Below are 18,588 nucleotides of genomic sequence, written 5' to 3'. Positions count from 1 at the left end.
ATGGTCAGTCAGCAGCTTCGAGTTTACGTGCGTGCCCACGGGACCCGATTGTGTAAAAAGGTCACACGGACAGGCAATGGCACAATGCGGGTCTGGCAATACGTTGCCAAGGTTTGAGTTCAGGAAAGATGACGTGAATCAAAGGTTGAACAGTGCATGGATGGACGCTCACGCGTGCCGTCCCGATTGCGGCGCGTGCTGTACCGCGCCGTCGATTTCGAGCCCGATTCCGGGCATGCCGAACGGCAAGCCGGCGGGCGTGCGCTGCGTGCAACTCGGCGACGATCTGCGCTGCGCGATCTTCGGCCGGCCGGAGCGGCCCGCATGCTGCTCGGGTCTGCAGCCGCAACTCGAGATGTGCGGCGCGAATCGCGGCGAAGCGCTCGCGTGGCTCACGCAACTCGAGGCGCAAACACAACCGGCATCCCATCCATGACGCGCGGCATGCGGTAAACGCCGTCGCTGACCACACCCGTCAATGCAAGCCGATGTCCGCAAGGGCTTCCACAGGAGATTTCGCATGACTCGACCCGCAGCGCCGGCCCGGCGCCGCTTTCTGCGCGCTGCGCTGACCGGCTGCAGCGCGCTTGGCATCACTGTGTCGCTCGCGGCTTGCGCGAGCCCGACGTTTCCGTTCATGCCGTCGCACTACACGTTCTCGCAGAAGCAGGTGCAGGAGGCCGTGCAGCGCAAGTTCCCGTATCAGCGCACAGTGTCGCAGGTGTTCGATGTCGCGCTGAGCAATCCGGTGGTGGGCATGCTGCCCGATGCGAACCGCGTGCAGGTGAAGCTCGACGCGCGTTTCGCGAGTCCGTTCCTGCAGCAGCCGGTCGATGGCGTGTTCACGCTGTCGAGTGAACTTGCATACGACGCGGCGAGCCGTTCGGTGATCCTCAAGTCGCCGCGTGTCGACAACGTCAGCGTGAGCGGCGAGGCGCAGATGTACACGCAGCAGATCAACGCGGCCGCGGCGCTGCTCGCGACCCAATTGCTGACCAACTATCCGATCTACACGTTCAAGCCCGAGCAACTGCAATTTGCCGGCGTCAATTACGAACCCGGTACAATCACGATCCTTACAAACGGCATACGCGTGCAGATCGTCGAAAGATGACTGGCACGCGCGGCCACGTGGGCCGCGCATGCCAGTCATGACCGTGCGGGCCCATTTCGTTGCGACAACCTACCGCGATAAGGGGCACGGATGGACTGGTTACTGGCTTGCAAGGCGCTGATTCTCGGCGTGGTCGAGGGTTTGACGGAGTTCTTGCCGGTGTCGAGCACCGGGCATCTGATCGTCGTCGGCAGTCTGCTGGATTTCACCGACGAGCACGCGAAGACCTTCGATGTCGTGATCCAGCTCGGCGCGATTCTCGCCGTGTGCTGGGAGTTTCGCCGGCGCATCGGCAACGTGATCGTGGGGCTGCCGAGCCGGCCCGAGGCGCGCCGCTTCGCGCTGAACGTGATCATTGCGACGATTCCGGCAGTCGTGCTCGGCCTGCTGTTCGAGAAGTCGATCAAGGAGGTGCTGTTTTCACCGGTGCCGGTCGCGTTTGCGCTGGTCGCGGGCGGCGTCGTGATCCTGTGGGCGGAGGCGCGCCAGCGCGCGCGCGGCGACGCGGCGGTGCGGGTGCGCAGCATCGACGATCTGAGCCCGCTCGATGCGTTGAAAGTTGGCCTCGCACAGTGCTTCGCGCTGATTCCGGGGACCTCGCGCTCGGGCTCGACGATCATCGGCGGCATGCTGTTCGGCATCGAGCGCCGCGCCGCGACCGAGTTTTCATTCTTTCTCGCGATTCCGATCATCTTCGGCGCGACGGCCTATGAGCTGTACAAGGACTGGCACCTGCTCACCACCGACGCGCTCGGCAGCTTCGCGCTCGGCTTCGCGGCCGCGTTCGTCAGTGCGTTCGTCTGCATCCGCTGGCTGCTGCGCTATGTCGCGTCGCACGACTTCACGGTGTTCGCGTGGTATCGGATCGGCTTTGGCCTGCTGATCCTGCTGATCGGTTATAGCGGCGGGTTGAGCTGGGCCGATTGAGATTTGCCGTGCGATGAAAAAAGGTCCGCGTATGTGCGGACCTTTTTTCGTTGGCTTGCCGTCTCGTCGCGTTACGCGGCGCCGCGCTTGCGGAACACGAGGTCCCACACGCCGTGGCCGAGCCGCAGGCCACGCCGTTCGAACTTCGTCACCGGACGATAGTCGGGCCGCAGCGCGTAGGTGTCGGCGGTGTTTTCGAGCAGCGGATCGGCGCCGAGCACTTCGAGCATCTGTTCGGCGTAGTTCTGCCAGTCGGTCGCGCAATGCAGATACGCATCCGGCTTCAGACGCGACACGAGCAGCGCGACGAACTTCGGCTGGATCAGCCGGCGCTTGTGATGGCGCGCCTTGTGCCACGGGTCGGGGAAAAAGATGTGCACGCCGTCGAGGCTGTCGGGCGCGATCATGTGCTGGAGCACTTCGACCGCGTCGTGCTGGATGATGCGGATGTTCGTCAGCGACTGCTCGCCGATCAGCTTCAGCAACGCGCCGACGCCGGGCTCGTGGACTTCGACGCCCAGGAAGTCGTCGTCGGGACGCTGCGCGGCGATCTCCGCGGTGGTGGCGCCCATGCCGAAGCCGATCTCCAGCACGCGCGGCGCTTCGCGGCCGAACACGCCGGTCCAGTCGGGTTGTTGTGGTGCATAGGGCACGACGAAGCGCGGGCCGAACTCATCGAGCGCGCGGCGCTGGCCGGTCGATACGCGACCTGCGCGCGTGACGAAGCTGCGGATGCGGCGGTGATGAAGCGTGTCTGCCGGCGTTGCACCCGGCGTGCCGTCGACGTCGTTCGTCTCGGTGCCGGCGGGCTGGTCGGCTGCGCTCGTGGGGGTCGGGGCGTCGTCCGGGAGACCGGAGTCGTTTGGATCGTGGATCATCGTCGATGCTGCCGCAAGGGTGGGGGCTGCGCGGCTTGCGCGCTGTGCCGGGCCGTTGCTACTACAAAAAAGCCGCCTTCAGGGAGGCGGCTCTTGCTGGATTCCGCTGAACACTCAGCGGGAAAGTGGAGCGGGCGATGGGAATCGAACCCACGGCTCTAGCTTGGGAAGCTAGGGTATTACCATTATACGACGCCCGCAGAGCGCGCTATTTTACAGGCTTTTGGGCCGTTTGGGCAGCGGTATGGCTCGCGCGCACGAGCGGCCGACCCGTCTTTTCGCTTCTGCGGTTCGAACGGCGCGAGCCTTCAGACTTTGTCTGCGCCTGCCGTTAATCCGGATACTGCCCAACACCGTGCGCTTGCGCACCCGCAAGCCGGCACGAACCCGGCACTTCCCATCCCGATCAAGAGATTTTCCCAAGATGCAGTGGCTTTCCAATCTGAAACTGAGCCAGAAGCTTGTCGGCTCGTTGATGCTGTGCGCGTTCGTAACGGCCATCGTCGGCACGGTCGGTGTGCTGAAGGTGCGCGAAGTCGCGACGATGCAAACCGAAATGTACGACCGCGAATTCGTGCCTGTGCGCGACGACGGCACCGCCGCGTGGCAGGCCGCTTCGCACTTCCGGCGCCTCTATTCGTACATCCTGAATCCGGAGCCGGCAGGCCGCGCCGATACGGTGCGCCTGAATCACGGCGGTGAAGCGGCGATCCTGTCGGCATTCGACTACGAGCGCAAGCATGCGACCACCGACGCGCAGAAGCAATTGCTGAGCGACTTCGACGCCGCCTATCCGGCCTATATGAGTTCGGTCGCGAAGGTGATGGCGCTGGCCGATCAGGGCGATCAGACCGGCGCGCTCGCCGAGCTCAAATCGACCACCGACCCGCTGCACGTCAAGCTGCGCACGCTGATGATCAAGCTGTCCGACGTGCGGGATGAGTTGGCCAGGCAGCGTGTCGCGAACGGCGTCGAGATGGTTCGCTCGGTGACGTGGTGGATCGCGAGCTGCGCGGTCGTCGGCGTCGCGGTTGCGATCGGCCTGGGGCTGCTGGTGACGCGCGCGGTCGTGCGGCAGATCGGCGGCGAACCGGCCGAAGTCGCGAAGGTCGTCGAGCAGATCGCGGGCGGCGACTTGAGCCAGCGACTGCACACCGGCGCCGCCGACGACGGCAGTATCTTGCGCGCGGTCGCGCACATGCAGGAGCGTCTCGCGGCGACGATCGGTTCGATTCGCGAAAGCGCCGAGTCGGTCAGCATCGCTTCGCAGCAGATCGCGAGCGGCAACATCGATCTGTCCGCTCGCACCGAAGAGCAGGCCGCTTCGCTCGAACAGACCGCGGCGAGCATGTCGGAATTGACGCAGACCGTCACCCGCAACAGCGACAACGCGCGCAACGCGAGCGCGCTCGCGACTGAGGCTGCACAGGTCGCCAACACCGGCAACACTGCCGTCGAGGGCATGGTGCGCACCATCGGTGATATCAGCGGCAGTTCGACGAAAATCTCCGAGATCACCGGCGTGATCGAGGGCATTGCGTTCCAAACCAATATTCTCGCGTTGAACGCGGCGGTCGAGGCCGCGCGCGCGGGCGAGCAGGGGCGCGGTTTCGCGGTGGTCGCGAGCGAGGTGCGCAACCTCGCGCAGCGCTCGGCGAGCGCGGCCAAGGAGATCAAGGAGATGATCACGACGTCGGTCGCGATCATCGAAGGCGGCACGCAGCAGGCAGCCGAAGTCAGCACGACGATGGCGGATATCAAGGCCGCGATTCATCGCGTGTCGGATATCGTCAGTGAGATCGCAACGGCCTCCGAAGAGCAGAACCGCAGCATTCACCAGGTCGGCCAGGCCGTCACGCAGATGGACGAGACCACGCAGCGGAACGCGGCGCTCGTCGAACAGGCCGCGGCGGCCGCGCAATCGCTCGAGACGCAGGCGCGCAAGATGAAGCAGACGGTGTCGGTGTTCCGGACGGGGGAGAGCCGCGGTTTCGCGGCAGCCGTGTAGAAGCCGCGCCGACTCAAGCGGCCGCCGCGCGTCAGCCCAACTTTCCCGCGCAATCAGCTCAGATCACAAAATAAGTCAGCTGAACCGCCGCGCGCGTGACGACCATCTGCAGCACCTGCACGATCACGAACAGCAGGATCGGCGACAGATCGATACCGCCGAATTTCGGCAGCACGCGACGCAACGGATTCAGAAACGGCGCGGTCAGCTGATACAGAATCGGCATCGCAGGCGAACGCGGATTGAGCCACGACAGCAGCGCCATCAGGATCGTCATCCAGATGATCAGATTGAGCGCCCACTTGATCGCGGTGAGCACCGCGACGATCAGCAGCGTCGGCACGAGCGTCAGCGGATCCGCGCCCGTCAGCACGATCATCAGGACGACGTAGATGATCGCGGCGATCAGCGTCGCGACCACGCTCGCCCAGTCGATGTTGCGCGTGCTCGGCAGGATGCGCCGCAGCGGCAGCACGATCCAGTTGGTCGCCTGCAGCACGGCGTTCGAGACCGGGTTGTACGGCGGCAGGCGCACAACCTGCAGCCACGCGCGCAACAGCAGCGCGGCGCCAAACAGCGTGAAAACGGTATTGAGCAGAAAACGGGCGATATCGCCAAACATCTCGTGTCCTTATGCTTCTGATGACGGCCGCCGACCGGCCGCGGGCTGCCGGCGTCGCCCGATCGGTGCGTGCCGGCGGTTTTCTGGAATTACCCGGTTAGCCAACCGGAGGTTCGACGTCATTGCGCGCCGCCTCCCGATGGCTGTCTGTCCGGCATCACACGGAAATCCGGACCTCGCTGATCAGGATTGTGCCGTTGCCGCCGTCGGTGTAGTTCGGGATATCCGCTAATAGTTGCTCGGACGCGGGCTTGAACACTTTATAGAAGTCGTCCGCGCTATCGAACAGGAAGTGTCCCGCGGCCACGTAAGGCGGTGGCGTGCCGGGCGGCCCGGCGTTCAGGCCCGCGTCGACCGACCAGCCTTTCAGCGCCGGCCCGAACAGCTTCGCCGCGAACGGCATATGGGTCGCGCAGTAGTAGTCCATGTCGAAGCGGCCGTTTTCCCGGTACGGGTAGAGGATGCTGACCTTGATCATTGTGCTTTCTCGTCTGTTGGTCCCGAAGCGCGGCGCGGGTCGTCGCGTGGTTCGCCCGGCGTGCCGGACGTCACATTATCACGGCTTACTTGACCCTTGCACCTGCCGCGGCCTGATTCAGCGAGCGGCCCAGCGATTCTTCCACAGCTTCGGAGATCGCTTCAATCGTCGCGGCCGGCGTTGCGCGACGTCGGGCGAGGTTGACCGCGCGGCGCGTCAGCAGACCATACAGCGCGGCATGGTCGCCGCCAAAGCCTTCGAGCAGCGCGAGCTGCTTCTCGACGACACCCGTATCGCCGCGCGATACCGGCCCCGCGAGCGCGTTCGGCAGGCCTTTGTCGCGCGCGGTTTCGATCGTGCCGGCGAGCATCGGCAGCAGCGCGCGCAGCGCGTCGTCTTCGGCGAAGCCGAGCGTGCGCCACAACGCCACGCATTCGGCGAGGCTGCAGAGCGCGAAGCTCGCCGCGTAGTGCGCGGCGGCGTGATACAGCATGCGGCCGCCCGGCGGAATCGACAGCGGATGGCAGCGCAGCGCGAGCGCGAGCGCGGTCAGCGTCTCCTTCAGTTCGCCGTCGGCTTCGATCGTCACCGAGCAGCCGACGATACGCTCGAGATCGGCGAGCTCGCCGCTAAATAGATACAACGGATGAAAGCCGCCGATCGCCGCGCCCTGATCGCGCGCTGGCGCGAGCAGTTCGACCGGCGAGGCGCCGCTGCAGTGCACGAGCGCTTTGCCGGGGTGGCTTGCCGCATTGCCTCCAAAGCGGAGTGTGTGCGCTGTCGTACCGATGCTGTCGTCAGGAACGGCTAAAAAAACGATATCGGCGGCGTCGACGGCCTGTTGCGGGTCGTCAGTGGCCGCGCAGTGTGCGATCTGGGCGGCGAGCCTGCGCGCGGAATCGGCCGAGCGGCTCGCCACCGCGGTGACCGGATAGCCGGCGCGCGCAAACGCGAGCGCGAGACAACGCGCGAGCCGCCCCGCGCCGATGAAGCCGACGCGCGGCAAGGAAGACTGGGACATGGTCACCTGCTCCAGACGGATCGTGTGAATGGGAAAGCAGCAGTATCTCGCATCCGGCGAAGCGCGGCCGCGATCCGGCCCCTTCCACGGTTCGACAGCGGTCGTCGGATGAGTTTGCGGGCGATATGGCGCCAACGGTCGGTCATCGGGTGGCGTGACGCCCACGGTTGTGAAAACTGCTCACAATCGTACATGACAGGAACAGTGGTCGATGAGCCGGTTTGGCAGTCGTATTTTCCGTACTTCGTTCGCAGTCAGAAATTCGGGAGGGTCGAGATGAGTATTTTTTCTTACCGAAAGCACTTGCGGTTCCTGACGCGCGCCCAGCGCCGTCGCTGGTGGGATCAGAAAAAGCGCCTTACGCCGCGCGTGCGGATCAGCGGCGCATACGTGCCGCCCAACGTGTCCCGCGAATTCGTGTATGTGAAGGTCGGCTAGTCGCGCGGTCTTCGCAGATGAGAAAATGCCCGGCCTCAAGCAATTGAGCCGGGCATTTTTTGTTGGGAATTTTCTTCCGGCTGTCAGGATTGAAGCGAATTTGTAATTAAAGATTACCGATGCGCGAACTCAAACCCCTGCGCTCGATCAGACCTGTGACGCGCGGCCCGTCGCCCGCGTGCAACCCCTTGATTCCCGGCTGATTTCGCTTTGGTCGCGGCGGCGCGTAGGCGCGCTCGCGCCGCGCTCGGCAAAACGCTTCGGCTCGCCCTTGCAATTTGCAACAAATGTGAACATTTCGGCCGGGGCTTTTTAGATACATTGATTTCACAGCATGCGAGGCATGCGCAGTCGGCGACCTTGGCAGGCCGCGCTAGGAGAATAGAAGTGAAAAAGATCGTTCCGTTTGTCGTTGCAGCCGCACTCGGCTTGGGACTTACCGGCGCCGCTGAGGCAGGTGTTTCCGTCGGTATCGGCCTTGGGGTGCCGATCGCGCCGGCCTATCCGGTCTATGCGGCGCCGCCGCCTGTTTATTACGCCCCGCCGCCTCCGCCGGTGTACGCGCCGCCGGTTGTGTTCGCACCGGCTCCGGTGGTGGTCGGAGGCTATTACGCCTATGGCCGCCCTTACTATCGTGGCTACCGTGGCTACTATCGCGGTTACGGGCACTCGTACTATCGTCATTAAGAAGTGCGGGCGCGCTTGACGCGCGTGGGAACGTCGACGGCGTAACGCCGGCTTGTGCCGGGTTACGTCGTTTCTTTTTGTGTCGCTGGTTTTTGCTTTCCGCAGCGTTCCTGGCTGGTGTCGCGCGCTCGAGCGAGCGCCGTTCCAAAGCATCGAGGAAGCTGGGAGAATGGCTGCTTCGCCACTGCTCCAGGAGAGTTTCGCCGATGCAAGCGCTTCCCGCTCCCACCTTCGATGACGTCCTCGACGCCGCCGCGCGTCTCGAAGGCGTCGCGCACCGCACCCCCGTTCTGACATCGAGCACGTTCGACGAGCGCACTGGCGCGTCGGTGTTCTTCAAGTGCGAAAACTTCCAGCGCATGGGCGCGTTCAAGTTCCGCGGCGCGTACAACGCGATTTCGCATTTCGACGCGGAGCAGCGCAAGGCGGGCGTGCTGACCTATTCGTCGGGCAATCACGCGCAGGCGATCGCGCTGTCGGCGCGCCTCGCCGGCATTCACGCGACGATCGTGATGCCGCACGACGCACCCGAGGCCAAGGTCGCCGCGACCAAAGGCTACGGCGGCGAAGTGATCAGCTACGACCGCTACAAGGAAAATCGCGAGGAAATCGGCCGCCGGCTCGCCGAAGAGCGCGGCATGACGCTGATCCCGCCGTACGATCATCCGCACGTGATCGCCGGCCAGGGCACCGCGGTCAAAGAACTGATCGACGAAACCGGCCCGCTCGACATGTTGTTCGTGTGCCTTGGCGGCGGCGGGTTGATCAGCGGCAGCGCATTGTCGGCGGCCGCGCTGAGCCCGGCCTGCACGGTGATCGGCATCGAGCCCGAGGCGGGCAACGACGGCCAGCAGTCGCTCGCACGCGGCGAGATCGTTCATATCGACGCGCCGCGCACGATTGCCGATGGCGCCGCCTCGACCCATCTGGGCCACTACACGTTCGCGGTCATCCGCCAGCTGGTCGCGCGAATCGAAACGGTCAGCGATGCGCAACTGATCGAGACGATGCGCTTTTTCGCGCAGCGCATGAAGATTGTCGTCGAACCGACTGGTTGTCTCGCGGCGGCGGCGGTGCTGAACGGCGTCGTGCCGGTGAACGGCAAGCGCGTCGGCGTGGTGGTGAGCGGTGGCAATGTCGATCTGCCGAAGCTCGCGCAGTACCTCGCATGAGCGGCTCACGTCGAGTCGCATGAAGAAAAACGGCTCGCCGATGCGAGCCGTTTTTTTGTTCGCGAGCCGCTTCAGCTTGCCACTTGCGCGGTGCTCTGCACGATCAGATCGCGATACCCGTTGACGATCACGCTGTATGAGAAATAGGCGAACAGCAGCGCCGACAGAACGTGACACGCGCGCAGCAGACCGGCGCCCGCGCGCTTGCGTCCGTGGCTGCCGAGCCCGCAGATGAAAAGCGTCCAGCACAGGCCGCCCAGAAAGAATCCGCCGAGGAAGATCAGCGCGGTTGTCGGGCTCGTTGCGCCGGCCTTCGCGATCAGCGCGCCGCCGACCGCCGCGAACCACAGGATCGCCGACGGCGACGACACCGCGAGCAGCACGCCGCGCAGAAACCCGCGCCATGCCGACTGATGCGGCGCAGCCGCGTCGCCTTCGCCGGCAACAGCTTGCGCCGTGGCCGGGAACATCGCTTCACGCGCCATCTTCCAGGTGAGAAACAGGAGGATCGCCGCGCCGCCGATCCATACGACCCAGCGCACCGATTCGAACTGCAGCAGCGCGGCCATGCCCGCGAGCGCGAGCGTCGCGTAAATGAGATCGCCGACGCACGAGCCGAGGCCGAGCCAGAAGCCCGGCCGAAAGCCGTGCGACAGCGTCAGCGAAATGATCGCGACGTTGACGAGACCGATATCGAGGCACAGCGACAAGGACAGAAAAAAGCCGTCCGACATCATTGAAAAAACGTGCATCCGCGCGAGCGCTCCATCCGTTATTGATTGTGTTGTCCCGCGCGCGTTACAGGCCGAGGCCCAACTCGTTCCACAAGCTATCGATACGCTGTTTGACTGCGTCGTCCATCACGATCGGGCGGCCCCATTCGCGGTCGGTTTCGCCCGGCCACTTGTTGGTTGCGTCGAGCCCCATCTTCGAGCCGAGGCCGGCTACCGGCGACGCGAAATCGAGATAGTCGATCGGCGTGCGGTCGACGAGCACCGTGTCGCGCGTCGGGTCCACTCGCGTGGTGATCGCCCAGATCACTTCCTTCCAGTCCCGGATATTGACGTCCTCATCGACGACGACGATGAACTTCGTATACATGAACTGCCGCAGGAAGCTCCACACGCCGAACATCACGCGTTTCGCGTGGCCGGGGTAGCTCTTCTTCATTTGCACGATCGCCATGCGGTAACTGCAGCCTTCGGGCGGCAGATAGAAGTCCGTGATCTCGGTGAACTGCTTCTGCAGCAGCGGTACGAACACTTCGTTCAGCGCGACGCCGAGCACCGCCGGCTCGTCGGGCGGTCTGCCGGTGTAGGTGGAGTGATAGATCGCGTCGCGGCGCATCGTGATGCGCTCGACCGTGAAGACCGGGAACCACTCCTGTTCGTTGTAGTAGCCGGTGTGATCGCCATACGGGCCTTCGAGCGCGTGTTCGTACGTGGCCGACGCACCCTTCGACGGACGCGGCGGTGCGCCGGCCGGGGCGGGCGAGGGTGCGCCTTCCTGCGGATAGATGAAGCCCTCGAGCACGATCTCGGCGCGCGCGGGGACCTGCAGACCGTCGACGCCCGGTGTGACGCATTTCGCGAGCTCGGTGCGCCCGCCGCGCAGCAGGCCGGCGAACTGGTATTCGGACAGCGTGTCGGGTACCGGCGTGACCGCGCCGAGAATCGTCGCCGGGTCCGCACCGAGCACGACGGCCACCGGATACGGCTTGCCGGGATTTTTAAGCGCGAACTCACGAAAATCGAGCGCGCCGCCGCGATGCGCCAGCCAGCGCATGATCAGCTTGTTACGCCCGATCAGTTGCTGGCGATAGATACCCAGGTTTTGTCGACTCTTGTTCGGCCCTTTCGTGACGGTCAGACCCCAGGTGATCAACGGCCCGGCATCGCCGGGCCAGCAGGTCTGAATGGGCAATCTGGCAAGGTCGACGTCATTGCCTTCCCAGACGATTTCCTGGCAGGGCGGTGCGTTGACCGTCTTCGGCGCCATGTCCCACACGGCCTTCGCTAGCGACAGCAGCTTGCCGGCGTCCTTGAGCCCTTTCGGCGGCTCGGGTTCCTTCAACGCGGAGAGTAGCCGACCGACATCGCGCAGCGATTCGAGCGCCGCCTCGTCGCCCGCGCCCGCTTCGGCATCGATGCCCATGCCAAGCGCGACGCGGCGCGGCGTGCCGAACAGATTGCCGAGCACCGGGAACGCGTGCCGCTCGGTGTTCTCGAACAACAGAGCCGGGCCGCCCGCGCGGAGCACACGGTCGCAAAGTTCGGTCATTTCGAGATTCGGCGACACTTTTTGCGAAATTCGGCGCAATTCACCGATCGCCTCGAGGCGGCCGATGAAATCGCGTAAGTCTTTGTATTTCATCTGTGACGGTTCAGGGCCGCATGCACGGCGCATAGGACGGGGAGGCAGGAGGAACGGCGTTGGTACCTATCTGACGCAAAAAACGATTGTCGATTTTACCTGCGTTAGCCACCGCACGTAGATCAACCAAATGGCCTGGTCCAAACAGCCAGGGTCGGATCGCCCGAAACGCGCATTGAGCGCGGTTCTCGGGTGACTGAACACTGTTCATAATTACAAAAAGTTATCATTCTTGAATTCTATAGTGTTGACGATCTATAAAACCGTGCATAGAATCCGTCCACATTGGTTGCAGGGCGTTAACCTTTTTACCGTCGCCCCCGGTCCTCAGACGCAACGCGTCACCGTTTTGCTTCCCTGCAGGGTAGAACGGCATTATTGAAGTCCCTCACCAGCGTCCACCAACGCTGGTTTTTCGCGTGGGAGCCAAGCCCGATACACATCGAGTATGTGTGGGCTGTTTTTGAGATGGCTCCCCAAACGGTATTTGTTGCCGTTTTCCCGACGTCGCTGCTGCCCAACCAGAGAGCACGCGATGTCTTGACTCTGCGAGCGCGCTGTACCGCCTGATTTGTCCCGGCGGAGTTCGCGGATCATGCAAGATGGGAGATCTGAATGAACGCCTGGTTATCGTGGCGTCCCGATGGGCGTATTGCGCAGGTTGTGCGCGGTGCGCTGCGCAGCGGGACGCGACTGAGTCATCACCTGTTCAGCATTGTCGGCGGGATCGCCGTGGTGCTGGCTCTCGCACTGTGGCTGATGCCGACCTGGCGCGGCGCGCTCGCCGCGCGTCTGATGCCGGTCATTTCCGCCGCCGTGCAAGCGGGCCCCGCCCGCCTGCTGCAAGGCAATCCGCTGCCCGCCATCGGACCGACCAGAAACGCCGACGCATCCTCCGACGAATCGCTGTCGGCCAATTCGCCGAACACGCTGACCACGCCGAGTCCCACCGATGGCTCGAACGACGGCAGCATGACCCTCACCGCGGCCACCACCGGCTTCGACGGCGCGTTCGACGGCGCCGGCACGTCGGGCACGAGCGCCGCCGCGCTCAACGGCCTCGATCCGCGCACGATGCAGGGCGTCAGCGCGCTCGCACGTCTGATTCCGCAGCAGCGCGTGTCCGCCGACGCACGCGATGACCGCGTGCTCGTGTCGAGCCACGAGCAGGACCTGGTCGCGTCGTACCTCGCGCGGCGTTATCGCGTCGCTCAGGAGCCCGTCGGCGAGCTCGTCAAAGCCGCGTTCGACACCGGCCGCGAAGTCGGCCTCGATCCGCTGCTGCTGCTGTCAGTGATGGCGATCGAATCGGGCTTCAATCCGTACGCCGAGAGCGGCGTCGGCGCGCAGGGCCTGATGCAGGTGATGTCGAAGGTGCATTCGGACAAATTCCAGTATTTCGGCGGCCAAAGGGCGGCGCTCGAACCGCTCGCGAACATCAAGGTCGGCGCGCTCGTGCTGAAGGATTGCATCGCGCGTGGCGGCTCGCTGCCGGGCGGCCTGCGTCTGTACGTCGGCTCGACCGCGCCAGATGACGGCGGCTACGGCGCGAAGGTGATGGCCGAGCGCGGTCGTCTGCGCGACGTCGCGCGCGGCCGTAAGGTGCCGATCAATGCGCCGCAAGCTCCGGTGCTGACCGCGTCGGCCACGCCGGCGCCAGCCGCGGCGACGAGTGGTGGCAACGGCAAGCGCGTTCAGGTGACGCTGCAAGGCGGTCACGCGCTGAGCCCGGCGACGTCGGCGGTGCACACGCAGCCGGCCGATCAGGACGACGCGAGCGCCAATTCGACGACGCGCCACGTGGCGTCGGCGTCGGAGCTGGGGGCTTGAGTTAGACGTTGCCGTGCCGCATGAAAACAAGGACACCCGAGGGTGTCCTTGTTTGCGTCTGGCAGGCCGGTTGCAGCCGAATCAATCCCGATGCGTCAATGCCGCCCGAACAGCTTTGCCAGCCGCTCGACCGCCTCTTCGAGCTTTGGATACGCGGTCGCATACGACAGCCGGATGTAGTCCTTCGGCGCGTGCGTGCCGAAGTCCATGCCCGGCACCAGCACGACCCCGGCATCGTGCAGCATCGCCTTCGTGAGCGCCGCGCTGTCGCCGGCCGCCGGATGCGCGACGCCACGGCAGTCCGCGTACACGTAGAACGCGCCGTCCGGCATCACCGGCACGGAGAAGCCGAGCGATTCGAGCGCCGGCGCGATGAAGTCGCGGCGTCGCTTGAATTCGAGGCGCCGCGCTTCGTAGATCGCGATCGTCGCCGGCTCGAAACAGGCGAGCGCCGCGTGCTGCGCGAGCGCCGACGCGCAGATGAACAGATTCTGCGCGAGCTTTTCGAACGCGCTGACCAGCGCGGGCGGCACGACGAGCCAGCCGAGGCGCCAGCCGGTCATGTTGAAGTACTTCGAGAAGCTGTTGACGGTGACCACGTCGTCGCCGAACGACAGCGCCGACACCGGCTTGGCGTCGTAGCTGAGGCCCTGGTAGATCTCGTCGACGATCGTGAAGCCGCCGCGCGCGCGCACGGCCTTGACGATGCGCTCGAGTTCGGCCGGCTCGATCGACGTGCCGGTCGGATTCGACGGCGACGCGAGCAGCACGCCGCGGGTGCGCTCGCCCCACAGGCGTTCGACGTCGGCGGCGGTCAGCTGGAAGCGCTCGGCCGGCCCGCTCGGCACCATCACCGGCTTGCCTTCGGCGGCGATCACGAAATGGCGGTTGCACGGATAGCACGGGTCGGGCATCAATACTTCGTCGTCGCGATCGACGAGCGCCGCGCACGCCAGCAAGAGCGCGGCCGATGCGCCCGCGGTCACCACGATCCGCGCCGGATCGACGTCGATGCCGTAGAACTCGGCGTAATGCACGGAAATCGCATCGCGCAGCGCGTGCACGCCGAGCGCGCTGGTGTACTGCGTGACGCCGCGGCGCAGCGCGCTCGCGGCCGCCTCGATGACCGGCTCGGGCGCCGTGAAATCCGGCTCGCCGATGCCCATGTGAATGATGTCGCGCCCCGCGCGTTCGAGCAGCACGGCCTCCTTGGCCAGTTCCATCACGTAGAAAGGCTGGATGGCATCGACGCGCGCGGCAAGCCACACGAGAGGTTCGGTCACGGAGTTCATACGGTCAGTCCAGTTCAGAAGCAGGACGGCGCCTACCCATCAAATGATGCGTTCATCGATGCGCGCAGCGCCGTCCTTGCGGGCGATCGAGGTGCTTCGCCCTGTGCAGTGCGACGTGGCAGGGAGCCGATGCGCGGCATGGCCCCACCGGCGCCGCGCTCAGCTCTTGCGAGCCGCCTGCGTCTCGGTGGCGCGCAGTTGCGCCGAGAGCTTGTCGAGCACGCCGTTCACGTACTTGTAGCCGTCCGAGCCGCCGAACGTCTTGGTCAGCTCGACCGCTTCGTTGATGACCACGCGATACGGAATGTCGACGTGATTCTTCAGTTCGAACGCGGCGACCAGCAGCACCGCGCGTTCGACCGGCGACAGTTGATCGATCGGACGGTCGAGGCACGGCGCGATCGCGGCGGAAAGTGCTTCGGAATCGCGCATCACGCCATGCAGGATCGCGTCCAGGTGCTCGTGATCGGCCTTGTCGTAACCTTGCGCGCCGCGTAGTTGCGCGTCGATCTCAACGCCGGGCGAGCCCGACAGCAGCCACTGGTAAAGCCCCTGCGTGGCCAGTTCGCGGGAGCGTCGGCGTGCGCTCTTCATGCCTCTTCCTCGTCGTCTTCGTCTTCATCTTCGTCGTCATCGCCGCCGAGCTGCTCGAGCGCGACCGCGAGGTTCGCCATTTCGACAGCCACGCGCGCGGCGTCGCGACCCTTCTCGGTCATGCGCGCGACGGCTTGCTCGTCGTTCTCGGTGGTCAGCACCGCGTTCGCGACCGGAATGCCGAAGTCGAGGCCGATGCGCGTGATGCCCGCGCCGCTTTCGTTCGAAACCAGCTCGAAGTGGTAGGTCTCGCCGCGGATCACCGCGCCGAGCGCGATCAGCGCGTCGAATTGCGCGCTTTCCGCGAGCTTTTGCAGCGCGAGCGGGATTTCCAGCGCGCCCGGCACCGTGACGAGCAGCACGTCTTCGCCGGTCACGCCGAGGCGTTCGAGTTCTTCGATGCAGGAGTCGGCGAGGCCGTTGCAGACGGGTTCGTTAAAGCGCGCCTGGACGATGCCGATGCGCAGTCCGTCGCCGTCGAGATTCGGTTGGTATTGTCCGATTTCCATATGAATTCCGTAGTGTTTGAGTGGGCGCGAGGCGCGTGAGTGGCCGGATCAGAGTTGCGGGGCTTGCGTTTTGCTGCCGGGCATCGGAATGAAGCCCGTGACTTCGAGACCATAACCCGACATGCTGCCGAGCTTGCGTGGGTTCGACAGCACCTGCATCTTGCCGACGCCGAGTTCGCGCAGAATCTGCGCGCCGATGCCGTAGGTCTTGAAGTCGACCGGTCGGCGCTTCAGCGCGTCCGCTTTTTCCTTCGAGTCGAACGCCTTGAAGACGTCGATCAGATGGTCTTTCGAGTCGCCGCAGTTCAGCAGTACGACCACGCCGAGATCGCGTTCTGCGATTTCCTGGATGGCCGCGTCCAGCGTCCACGAATGGGTGGATTCGCCGACTTCGAGCAGATCCAGCACCGACAGCGGCTCGTGCACGCGCACCGGCGTGTCGCGATCGGGCATCGGCGTGCCGCGCACCAGCGCGATGTGCGGCTGGCCGCTCGGCTGATCGAGATACATGACCGCGCGGAACGCGCCGTGCGCGGTTTGCATCGTACGTTCGCAAACACGCTCGACGATCGACTCGGTGCGGCTGCGATAGTGAATCAGATCGGCGATCGTGCCGGTCTTCAGGCCGTGCTCCTTGCCGAACTCGAGCAGGTCCGGCAGACGCGCCATTGTGCCGTCGTCCTTGATCACTTCGCAGATCACCGCGGCAGGCGTGAGGCCCGCGAGCCTCGTGAAGTCGCAGCCGGCCTCGGTATGGCCGGCGCGCACCAGCACGCCGCCCGGCTGCGCCATGATCGGGAAGATATGGCCCGGCTGCACGATGTGCTCGGCCTTGGCGTCCGGCGCGACCGCGGCCGCGATCGTGCGGGCCCGGTCGGCCGCCGAGATGCCGGTCGTCACGCCTTCGGCCGCTTCGATGCTGACCGTGAACGCGGTGCCGTACTGCGTGCCGTTGCGGTAGGTCATCAGCGGCAGGTTCAGCTGCTGGCAGCGATCCTGGGTCAGCGTCAGGCAGATCAGGCCGCGGCCGTAGCGAGCCATGAAATTGATCGCTTCCGGAGTGACAAACTCGGCGGCGATCACGAGGTCGCCCTCGTTCTCGCGGTCTTCTTCGTCGACGAGGATCACCATCCGGCCGGCTTTCAGTTCGGCAATGATCTCTTGGGTGGAGGCGAGCGTCATGTTGGCGAGTTTTTCGGGAAAGCGCGTATTTTACGCCACGCGCGAGCCCAAGTCGCCTCCGCCAGACGACATAGGCCGTTTGGCCGACTGTGACGAGCCGGGCGGGGTTGCCATGCTCGTCAAAACGGTGGGCGCGCGCGCGAGTGGCGTTGGCGGCAACGCGAAGAGTGCTCCAGCGCGGCCCGCTTTACGGATTGCAATAGTGCGGAACGGTACTTGCGACGCAGCAGGCAGCTTCGTCTCACTACCACCCGGAGACCGGAATGTCGGGGACCGTCGGCTGTTGCATCAATGAAGGGCGTCACGCGTGCGCGCAAGGAGCGCGTCGATGAAGCGCGGCGCCACGAGCGGGGGCTCGTCGCAAGCGCCCGTGAGCGCGCTGCGCGCGAGCGCGTACCGCATTCCGACCGACGCGCCGGAGGCCGACGGCACGTTCGCGTGGGACGCGACCACGCTGGTCGTTGTCGAGGTCGACGCGGGCGGCGACACCGGCATCGGCTACACGTACAGCGATGCCTGCATCGTCGCGCTGATCCAGGGCGCGCTCGCCGCCTGCGTGCTGAATCACGACGGCTTGGACGTCGGCGCGCATTGGCAACGGTTGCAGCGCCAGGTGCGCAATCTCGGCCGCGCGGGACTGGCCGCGACAGCCATTTCGGCAATCGACTGCGCGCTGTGGGACCTGAAGGCGAAGCTGCTCGGCGTGCCGCTCGTCGGGCTGCTCGGCGCGTTGCGCCCGGCCGTGCCGGCTTACGGCAGCGGCGGCTTCACCACGTATACGAACCAGCGCTTGCAGCAGCAGTTCGCCGGCTGGGTCGCGCAGGACGGCTGCCGGTGGGTAAAGATGAAAATCGGCAGCGAGCCGGACAAGGACCCGGCGCGCGTCGCGGCGGCGCGCGCGGCGATCGGCGGCGCGGGCCTGTTCGTCGACGCCAACGGCGCGTTCACGCCGCAACGGGCGCTGTACTACGCGCAACGTTTCGCCGAGCACCAGGTGAGCTGGTTCGAGGAGCCCGTGTCTTCGGACGACGAAGCGGGCCTGCGCGGCGTACGCGAGCGCGTGCCGGCCGGCATGGAGATCGCCGCCGGCGAATACGGCTACACGCTCGACGACTTCCGCCACCTGCTCGCGGCGGGGGCCGTCGACGTGCTGCAGGCCGACGCGAGCCGTTGCGGCGGCATCACCGGCTTTCTGCAGGCCGCCGCGCTGTGCGACGCGTATCACGTGCCGCTGTCCGCGCATTGCGCACCGGCGTTGCATCTGCACGTCGCGTGCGCGGCGCCGCGCTTGCGCCATCAGGAGTGGTTCCATGACCACGCCCGGATCGAAGCCATGCTGTTCGACGGTGCGCCGCGGTTGCGCGACGGCCAGATGGAGCCCGATCTGTCGCGGCCCGGTTGCGGGCTCGAGTTCAAGCATGGTGACGCCGAGCGCTACCTCATCAAATAAAGCAGGCCACGAC

At 65.2% G+C, this 18,588-nt stretch carries 19 protein-coding genes and 1 tRNA gene; 9 read left to right on the top strand and 11 right to left on the bottom strand.

Going from position 1 to position 18,588, the window contains the following annotated elements:
• Positions 1-160: 160 nt before the first annotated feature.
• The 3 genes from F6X40_RS33675 (at position 161) to F6X40_RS33665 (ending at position 2,041) form a co-directional block, all read left to right on the top strand.
• Positions 161-436: a YkgJ family cysteine cluster protein gene (locus F6X40_RS33675; protein WP_187630811.1), complete on the top strand. Its 276-nt coding sequence runs from the start codon at positions 161-163 to the stop codon at positions 434-436.
• Between the two features lie 84 nt (positions 437-520).
• Entirely contained in the window at positions 521-1,114 is a 594-nt protein-coding gene (locus F6X40_RS33670; RefSeq protein WP_187630798.1) for a DUF1439 domain-containing protein, read from the top strand.
• 90 nt (positions 1,115-1,204) lie between these two features.
• Positions 1,205-2,041 (top strand): undecaprenyl-diphosphate phosphatase, encoded by an 837-nt coding sequence (locus F6X40_RS33665; protein WP_187630797.1) that lies wholly within the window; start codon positions 1,205-1,207, stop codon positions 2,039-2,041.
• Between the two features lie 71 nt (positions 2,042-2,112).
• Here F6X40_RS33665 and trmB read toward each other — a convergent pair whose 3' ends face one another.
• Together trmB and F6X40_RS33655 are read right to left on the bottom strand one after the other, a co-directional pair.
• Positions 2,113-2,919, bottom strand: coding sequence for a tRNA (guanosine(46)-N7)-methyltransferase TrmB (gene trmB, locus F6X40_RS33660; RefSeq protein ID WP_187630796.1), 807 nt, complete (start codon positions 2,917-2,919; stop codon positions 2,113-2,115).
• 126 nt (positions 2,920-3,045) lie between these two features.
• A tRNA-Gly gene (locus F6X40_RS33655) sits at positions 3,046-3,119 on the bottom strand.
• A gap of 224 nt (positions 3,120-3,343) precedes the next feature.
• On the opposite strand from F6X40_RS33655, the gene F6X40_RS33650 reads away from it, so the two are divergent.
• Positions 3,344-4,927 carry a methyl-accepting chemotaxis protein gene (locus tag F6X40_RS33650; RefSeq protein WP_184023225.1) on the top strand — a complete coding sequence of 528 codons (1,584 nt, stop codon included), beginning with the start codon at positions 3,344-3,346 and terminating at the stop codon, positions 4,925-4,927.
• Between the two features lie 58 nt (positions 4,928-4,985).
• Here F6X40_RS33650 and F6X40_RS33645 read toward each other — a convergent pair whose 3' ends face one another.
• The 3 genes from F6X40_RS33645 to F6X40_RS33635 form a co-directional block, all read right to left on the bottom strand.
• On the bottom strand, positions 4,986-5,549 hold the full coding sequence (locus F6X40_RS33645) for a YggT family protein (RefSeq protein ID WP_018421532.1): 564 nt from the start codon (positions 5,547-5,549) through the stop codon (positions 4,986-4,988).
• Between the two features lie 157 nt (positions 5,550-5,706).
• Positions 5,707-6,027, bottom strand: a complete 321-nt coding sequence (locus F6X40_RS33640; RefSeq protein ID WP_187630795.1) for an EthD family reductase — start codon at positions 6,025-6,027, stop codon at positions 5,707-5,709.
• An 85-nt stretch (positions 6,028-6,112) separates the two neighbouring features.
• The gene (locus F6X40_RS33635) at positions 6,113-7,048 is read right to left on the bottom strand and encodes a Rossmann-like and DUF2520 domain-containing protein (RefSeq protein WP_187630794.1); all 936 of its coding nucleotides are present in this window, start codon (positions 7,046-7,048) and stop codon (positions 6,113-6,115) included.
• A 276-nt stretch (positions 7,049-7,324) separates the two neighbouring features.
• Between F6X40_RS33635 and F6X40_RS33630 the strand changes: the two genes are divergently transcribed.
• The 3 genes from F6X40_RS33630 to F6X40_RS33620 all read left to right on the top strand — a co-directional run bounded on the left by F6X40_RS33630 (position 7,325) and on the right by F6X40_RS33620 (position 9,345).
• Positions 7,325-7,486, top strand: a complete 162-nt coding sequence (locus tag F6X40_RS33630; protein WP_167368604.1) for a hypothetical protein — start codon at positions 7,325-7,327, stop codon at positions 7,484-7,486.
• A gap of 387 nt (positions 7,487-7,873) precedes the next feature.
• Positions 7,874-8,173 (top strand): hypothetical protein, encoded by a 300-nt coding sequence (locus F6X40_RS33625; RefSeq protein ID WP_187630793.1) that lies wholly within the window; start codon positions 7,874-7,876, stop codon positions 8,171-8,173.
• A 206-nt stretch (positions 8,174-8,379) separates the two neighbouring features.
• Positions 8,380-9,345, top strand: a complete 966-nt coding sequence (locus F6X40_RS33620; RefSeq protein ID WP_187630792.1) for a threo-3-hydroxy-L-aspartate ammonia-lyase — start codon at positions 8,380-8,382, stop codon at positions 9,343-9,345.
• Positions 9,346-9,416: 71 nt separating this feature from the next.
• On the opposite strand, the gene F6X40_RS33615 is transcribed toward F6X40_RS33620, so the two are convergent.
• Both F6X40_RS33615 and F6X40_RS33610 read right to left on the bottom strand, forming a co-directional pair.
• Positions 9,417-10,097, bottom strand: a complete 681-nt coding sequence (locus tag F6X40_RS33615) for a LysE family translocator (protein ID WP_187630791.1) — start codon at positions 10,095-10,097, stop codon at positions 9,417-9,419.
• Positions 10,098-10,143: 46 nt separating this feature from the next.
• Positions 10,144-11,718: a UbiD family decarboxylase gene (locus F6X40_RS33610; RefSeq protein ID WP_184070887.1), complete on the bottom strand. Its 1,575-nt coding sequence runs from the start codon at positions 11,716-11,718 to the stop codon at positions 10,144-10,146.
• Positions 11,719-12,333: 615 nt separating this feature from the next.
• On the opposite strand from F6X40_RS33610, the gene F6X40_RS33605 reads away from it, so the two are divergent.
• Positions 12,334-13,548, top strand: a complete 1,215-nt coding sequence (locus tag F6X40_RS33605) for a transglycosylase SLT domain-containing protein (RefSeq protein ID WP_187630790.1) — start codon at positions 12,334-12,336, stop codon at positions 13,546-13,548.
• A gap of 95 nt (positions 13,549-13,643) precedes the next feature.
• Here the strand turns inward: F6X40_RS33605 and F6X40_RS33600 are convergent, their stop codons facing one another.
• The 4 genes from F6X40_RS33600 to ribBA form a co-directional block, all read right to left on the bottom strand.
• Entirely contained in the window at positions 13,644-14,840 is a 1,197-nt protein-coding gene (locus F6X40_RS33600) for a pyridoxal phosphate-dependent aminotransferase (protein ID WP_187630789.1), read from the bottom strand.
• A gap of 159 nt (positions 14,841-14,999) precedes the next feature.
• Positions 15,000-15,434, bottom strand: coding sequence for a transcription antitermination factor NusB (nusB, locus tag F6X40_RS33595; RefSeq protein WP_184023246.1), 435 nt, complete (start codon positions 15,432-15,434; stop codon positions 15,000-15,002).
• Positions 15,431-15,943 (bottom strand): 6,7-dimethyl-8-ribityllumazine synthase, encoded by a 513-nt coding sequence (gene ribH, locus F6X40_RS33590; RefSeq protein ID WP_013090228.1) that lies wholly within the window; start codon positions 15,941-15,943, stop codon positions 15,431-15,433. Before ribH ends, nusB begins: the two co-directional genes overlap by 4 nt.
• A gap of 48 nt (positions 15,944-15,991) precedes the next feature.
• Complete coding sequence (ribBA, locus tag F6X40_RS33585) at positions 15,992-17,125, bottom strand: bifunctional 3,4-dihydroxy-2-butanone-4-phosphate synthase/GTP cyclohydrolase II (protein WP_184023248.1); 1,134 nt, start codon at positions 17,123-17,125, stop codon at positions 15,992-15,994.
• A 328-nt stretch (positions 17,126-17,453) separates the two neighbouring features.
• Here ribBA and F6X40_RS33580 point away from each other — a divergent pair, with 328 nt between their 5' ends.
• The gene (locus tag F6X40_RS33580; protein ID WP_187630788.1) at positions 17,454-18,575 is read left to right on the top strand and encodes an enolase C-terminal domain-like protein; all 1,122 of its coding nucleotides are present in this window, start codon (positions 17,454-17,456) and stop codon (positions 18,573-18,575) included.
• The last annotated feature ends 13 nt before the right edge of the window (positions 18,576-18,588 follow it).

It is taken from the genome of Paraburkholderia sp. UCT31 (assembly GCF_014397655.1).
Taxonomy (GTDB): Bacteria; Pseudomonadota; Gammaproteobacteria; order Burkholderiales; family Burkholderiaceae; genus Paraburkholderia; species Paraburkholderia tuberum.
Note: the sequence above shows the minus strand (reverse complement) of the source record. Positions and strands in the feature narration are given on the sequence as shown.

Excerpts from the sequence above, each read along its gene's own strand:
- F6X40_RS33645 (WP_018421532.1), bottom strand. The coding sequence starts at position 5,549 with ATGTTTGGCGATATCGCCCGTTTTCTGCTCAATACCGTTTTCACGCTG.
- F6X40_RS33615 (WP_187630791.1), bottom strand. The coding sequence starts at position 10,097 with ATGCACGTTTTTTCAATGATGTCGGACGGCTTTTTTCTGTCCTTGTCG.
- F6X40_RS33650 (WP_184023225.1), top strand. The coding sequence starts at position 3,344 with ATGCAGTGGCTTTCCAATCTGAAACTGAGCCAGAAGCTTGTCGGCTCG.
- ribH (WP_013090228.1), bottom strand. The coding sequence starts at position 15,943 with ATGGAAATCGGACAATACCAACCGAATCTCGACGGCGACGGACTGCGC.
- F6X40_RS33670 (WP_187630798.1), top strand. The coding sequence starts at position 521 with ATGACTCGACCCGCAGCGCCGGCCCGGCGCCGCTTTCTGCGCGCTGCG.
- F6X40_RS33675 (WP_187630811.1), top strand. The coding sequence starts at position 161 with ATGGACGCTCACGCGTGCCGTCCCGATTGCGGCGCGTGCTGTACCGCG.
- F6X40_RS33640 (WP_187630795.1), bottom strand. The coding sequence starts at position 6,027 with ATGATCAAGGTCAGCATCCTCTACCCGTACCGGGAAAACGGCCGCTTC.
- nusB (WP_184023246.1), bottom strand. The coding sequence starts at position 15,434 with ATGAAGAGCGCACGCCGACGCTCCCGCGAACTGGCCACGCAGGGGCTT.
- F6X40_RS33610 (WP_184070887.1), bottom strand. The coding sequence starts at position 11,718 with ATGAAATACAAAGACTTACGCGATTTCATCGGCCGCCTCGAGGCGATC.
- F6X40_RS33580 (WP_187630788.1), top strand. The coding sequence starts at position 17,454 with ATGAAGCGCGGCGCCACGAGCGGGGGCTCGTCGCAAGCGCCCGTGAGC.
- ribBA (WP_184023248.1), bottom strand. The coding sequence starts at position 17,125 with ATGACGCTCGCCTCCACCCAAGAGATCATTGCCGAACTGAAAGCCGGC.
- F6X40_RS33665 (WP_187630797.1), top strand. The coding sequence starts at position 1,205 with ATGGACTGGTTACTGGCTTGCAAGGCGCTGATTCTCGGCGTGGTCGAG.
- F6X40_RS33620 (WP_187630792.1), top strand. The coding sequence starts at position 8,380 with ATGCAAGCGCTTCCCGCTCCCACCTTCGATGACGTCCTCGACGCCGCC.
- F6X40_RS33635 (WP_187630794.1), bottom strand. The coding sequence starts at position 7,048 with ATGTCCCAGTCTTCCTTGCCGCGCGTCGGCTTCATCGGCGCGGGGCGG.
- F6X40_RS33630 (WP_167368604.1), top strand. The coding sequence starts at position 7,325 with ATGAGTATTTTTTCTTACCGAAAGCACTTGCGGTTCCTGACGCGCGCC.
- trmB (WP_187630796.1), bottom strand. The coding sequence starts at position 2,919 with ATGATCCACGATCCAAACGACTCCGGTCTCCCGGACGACGCCCCGACC.
- F6X40_RS33600 (WP_187630789.1), bottom strand. The coding sequence starts at position 14,840 with ATGAACTCCGTGACCGAACCTCTCGTGTGGCTTGCCGCGCGCGTCGAT.
- F6X40_RS33605 (WP_187630790.1), top strand. The coding sequence starts at position 12,334 with ATGAACGCCTGGTTATCGTGGCGTCCCGATGGGCGTATTGCGCAGGTT.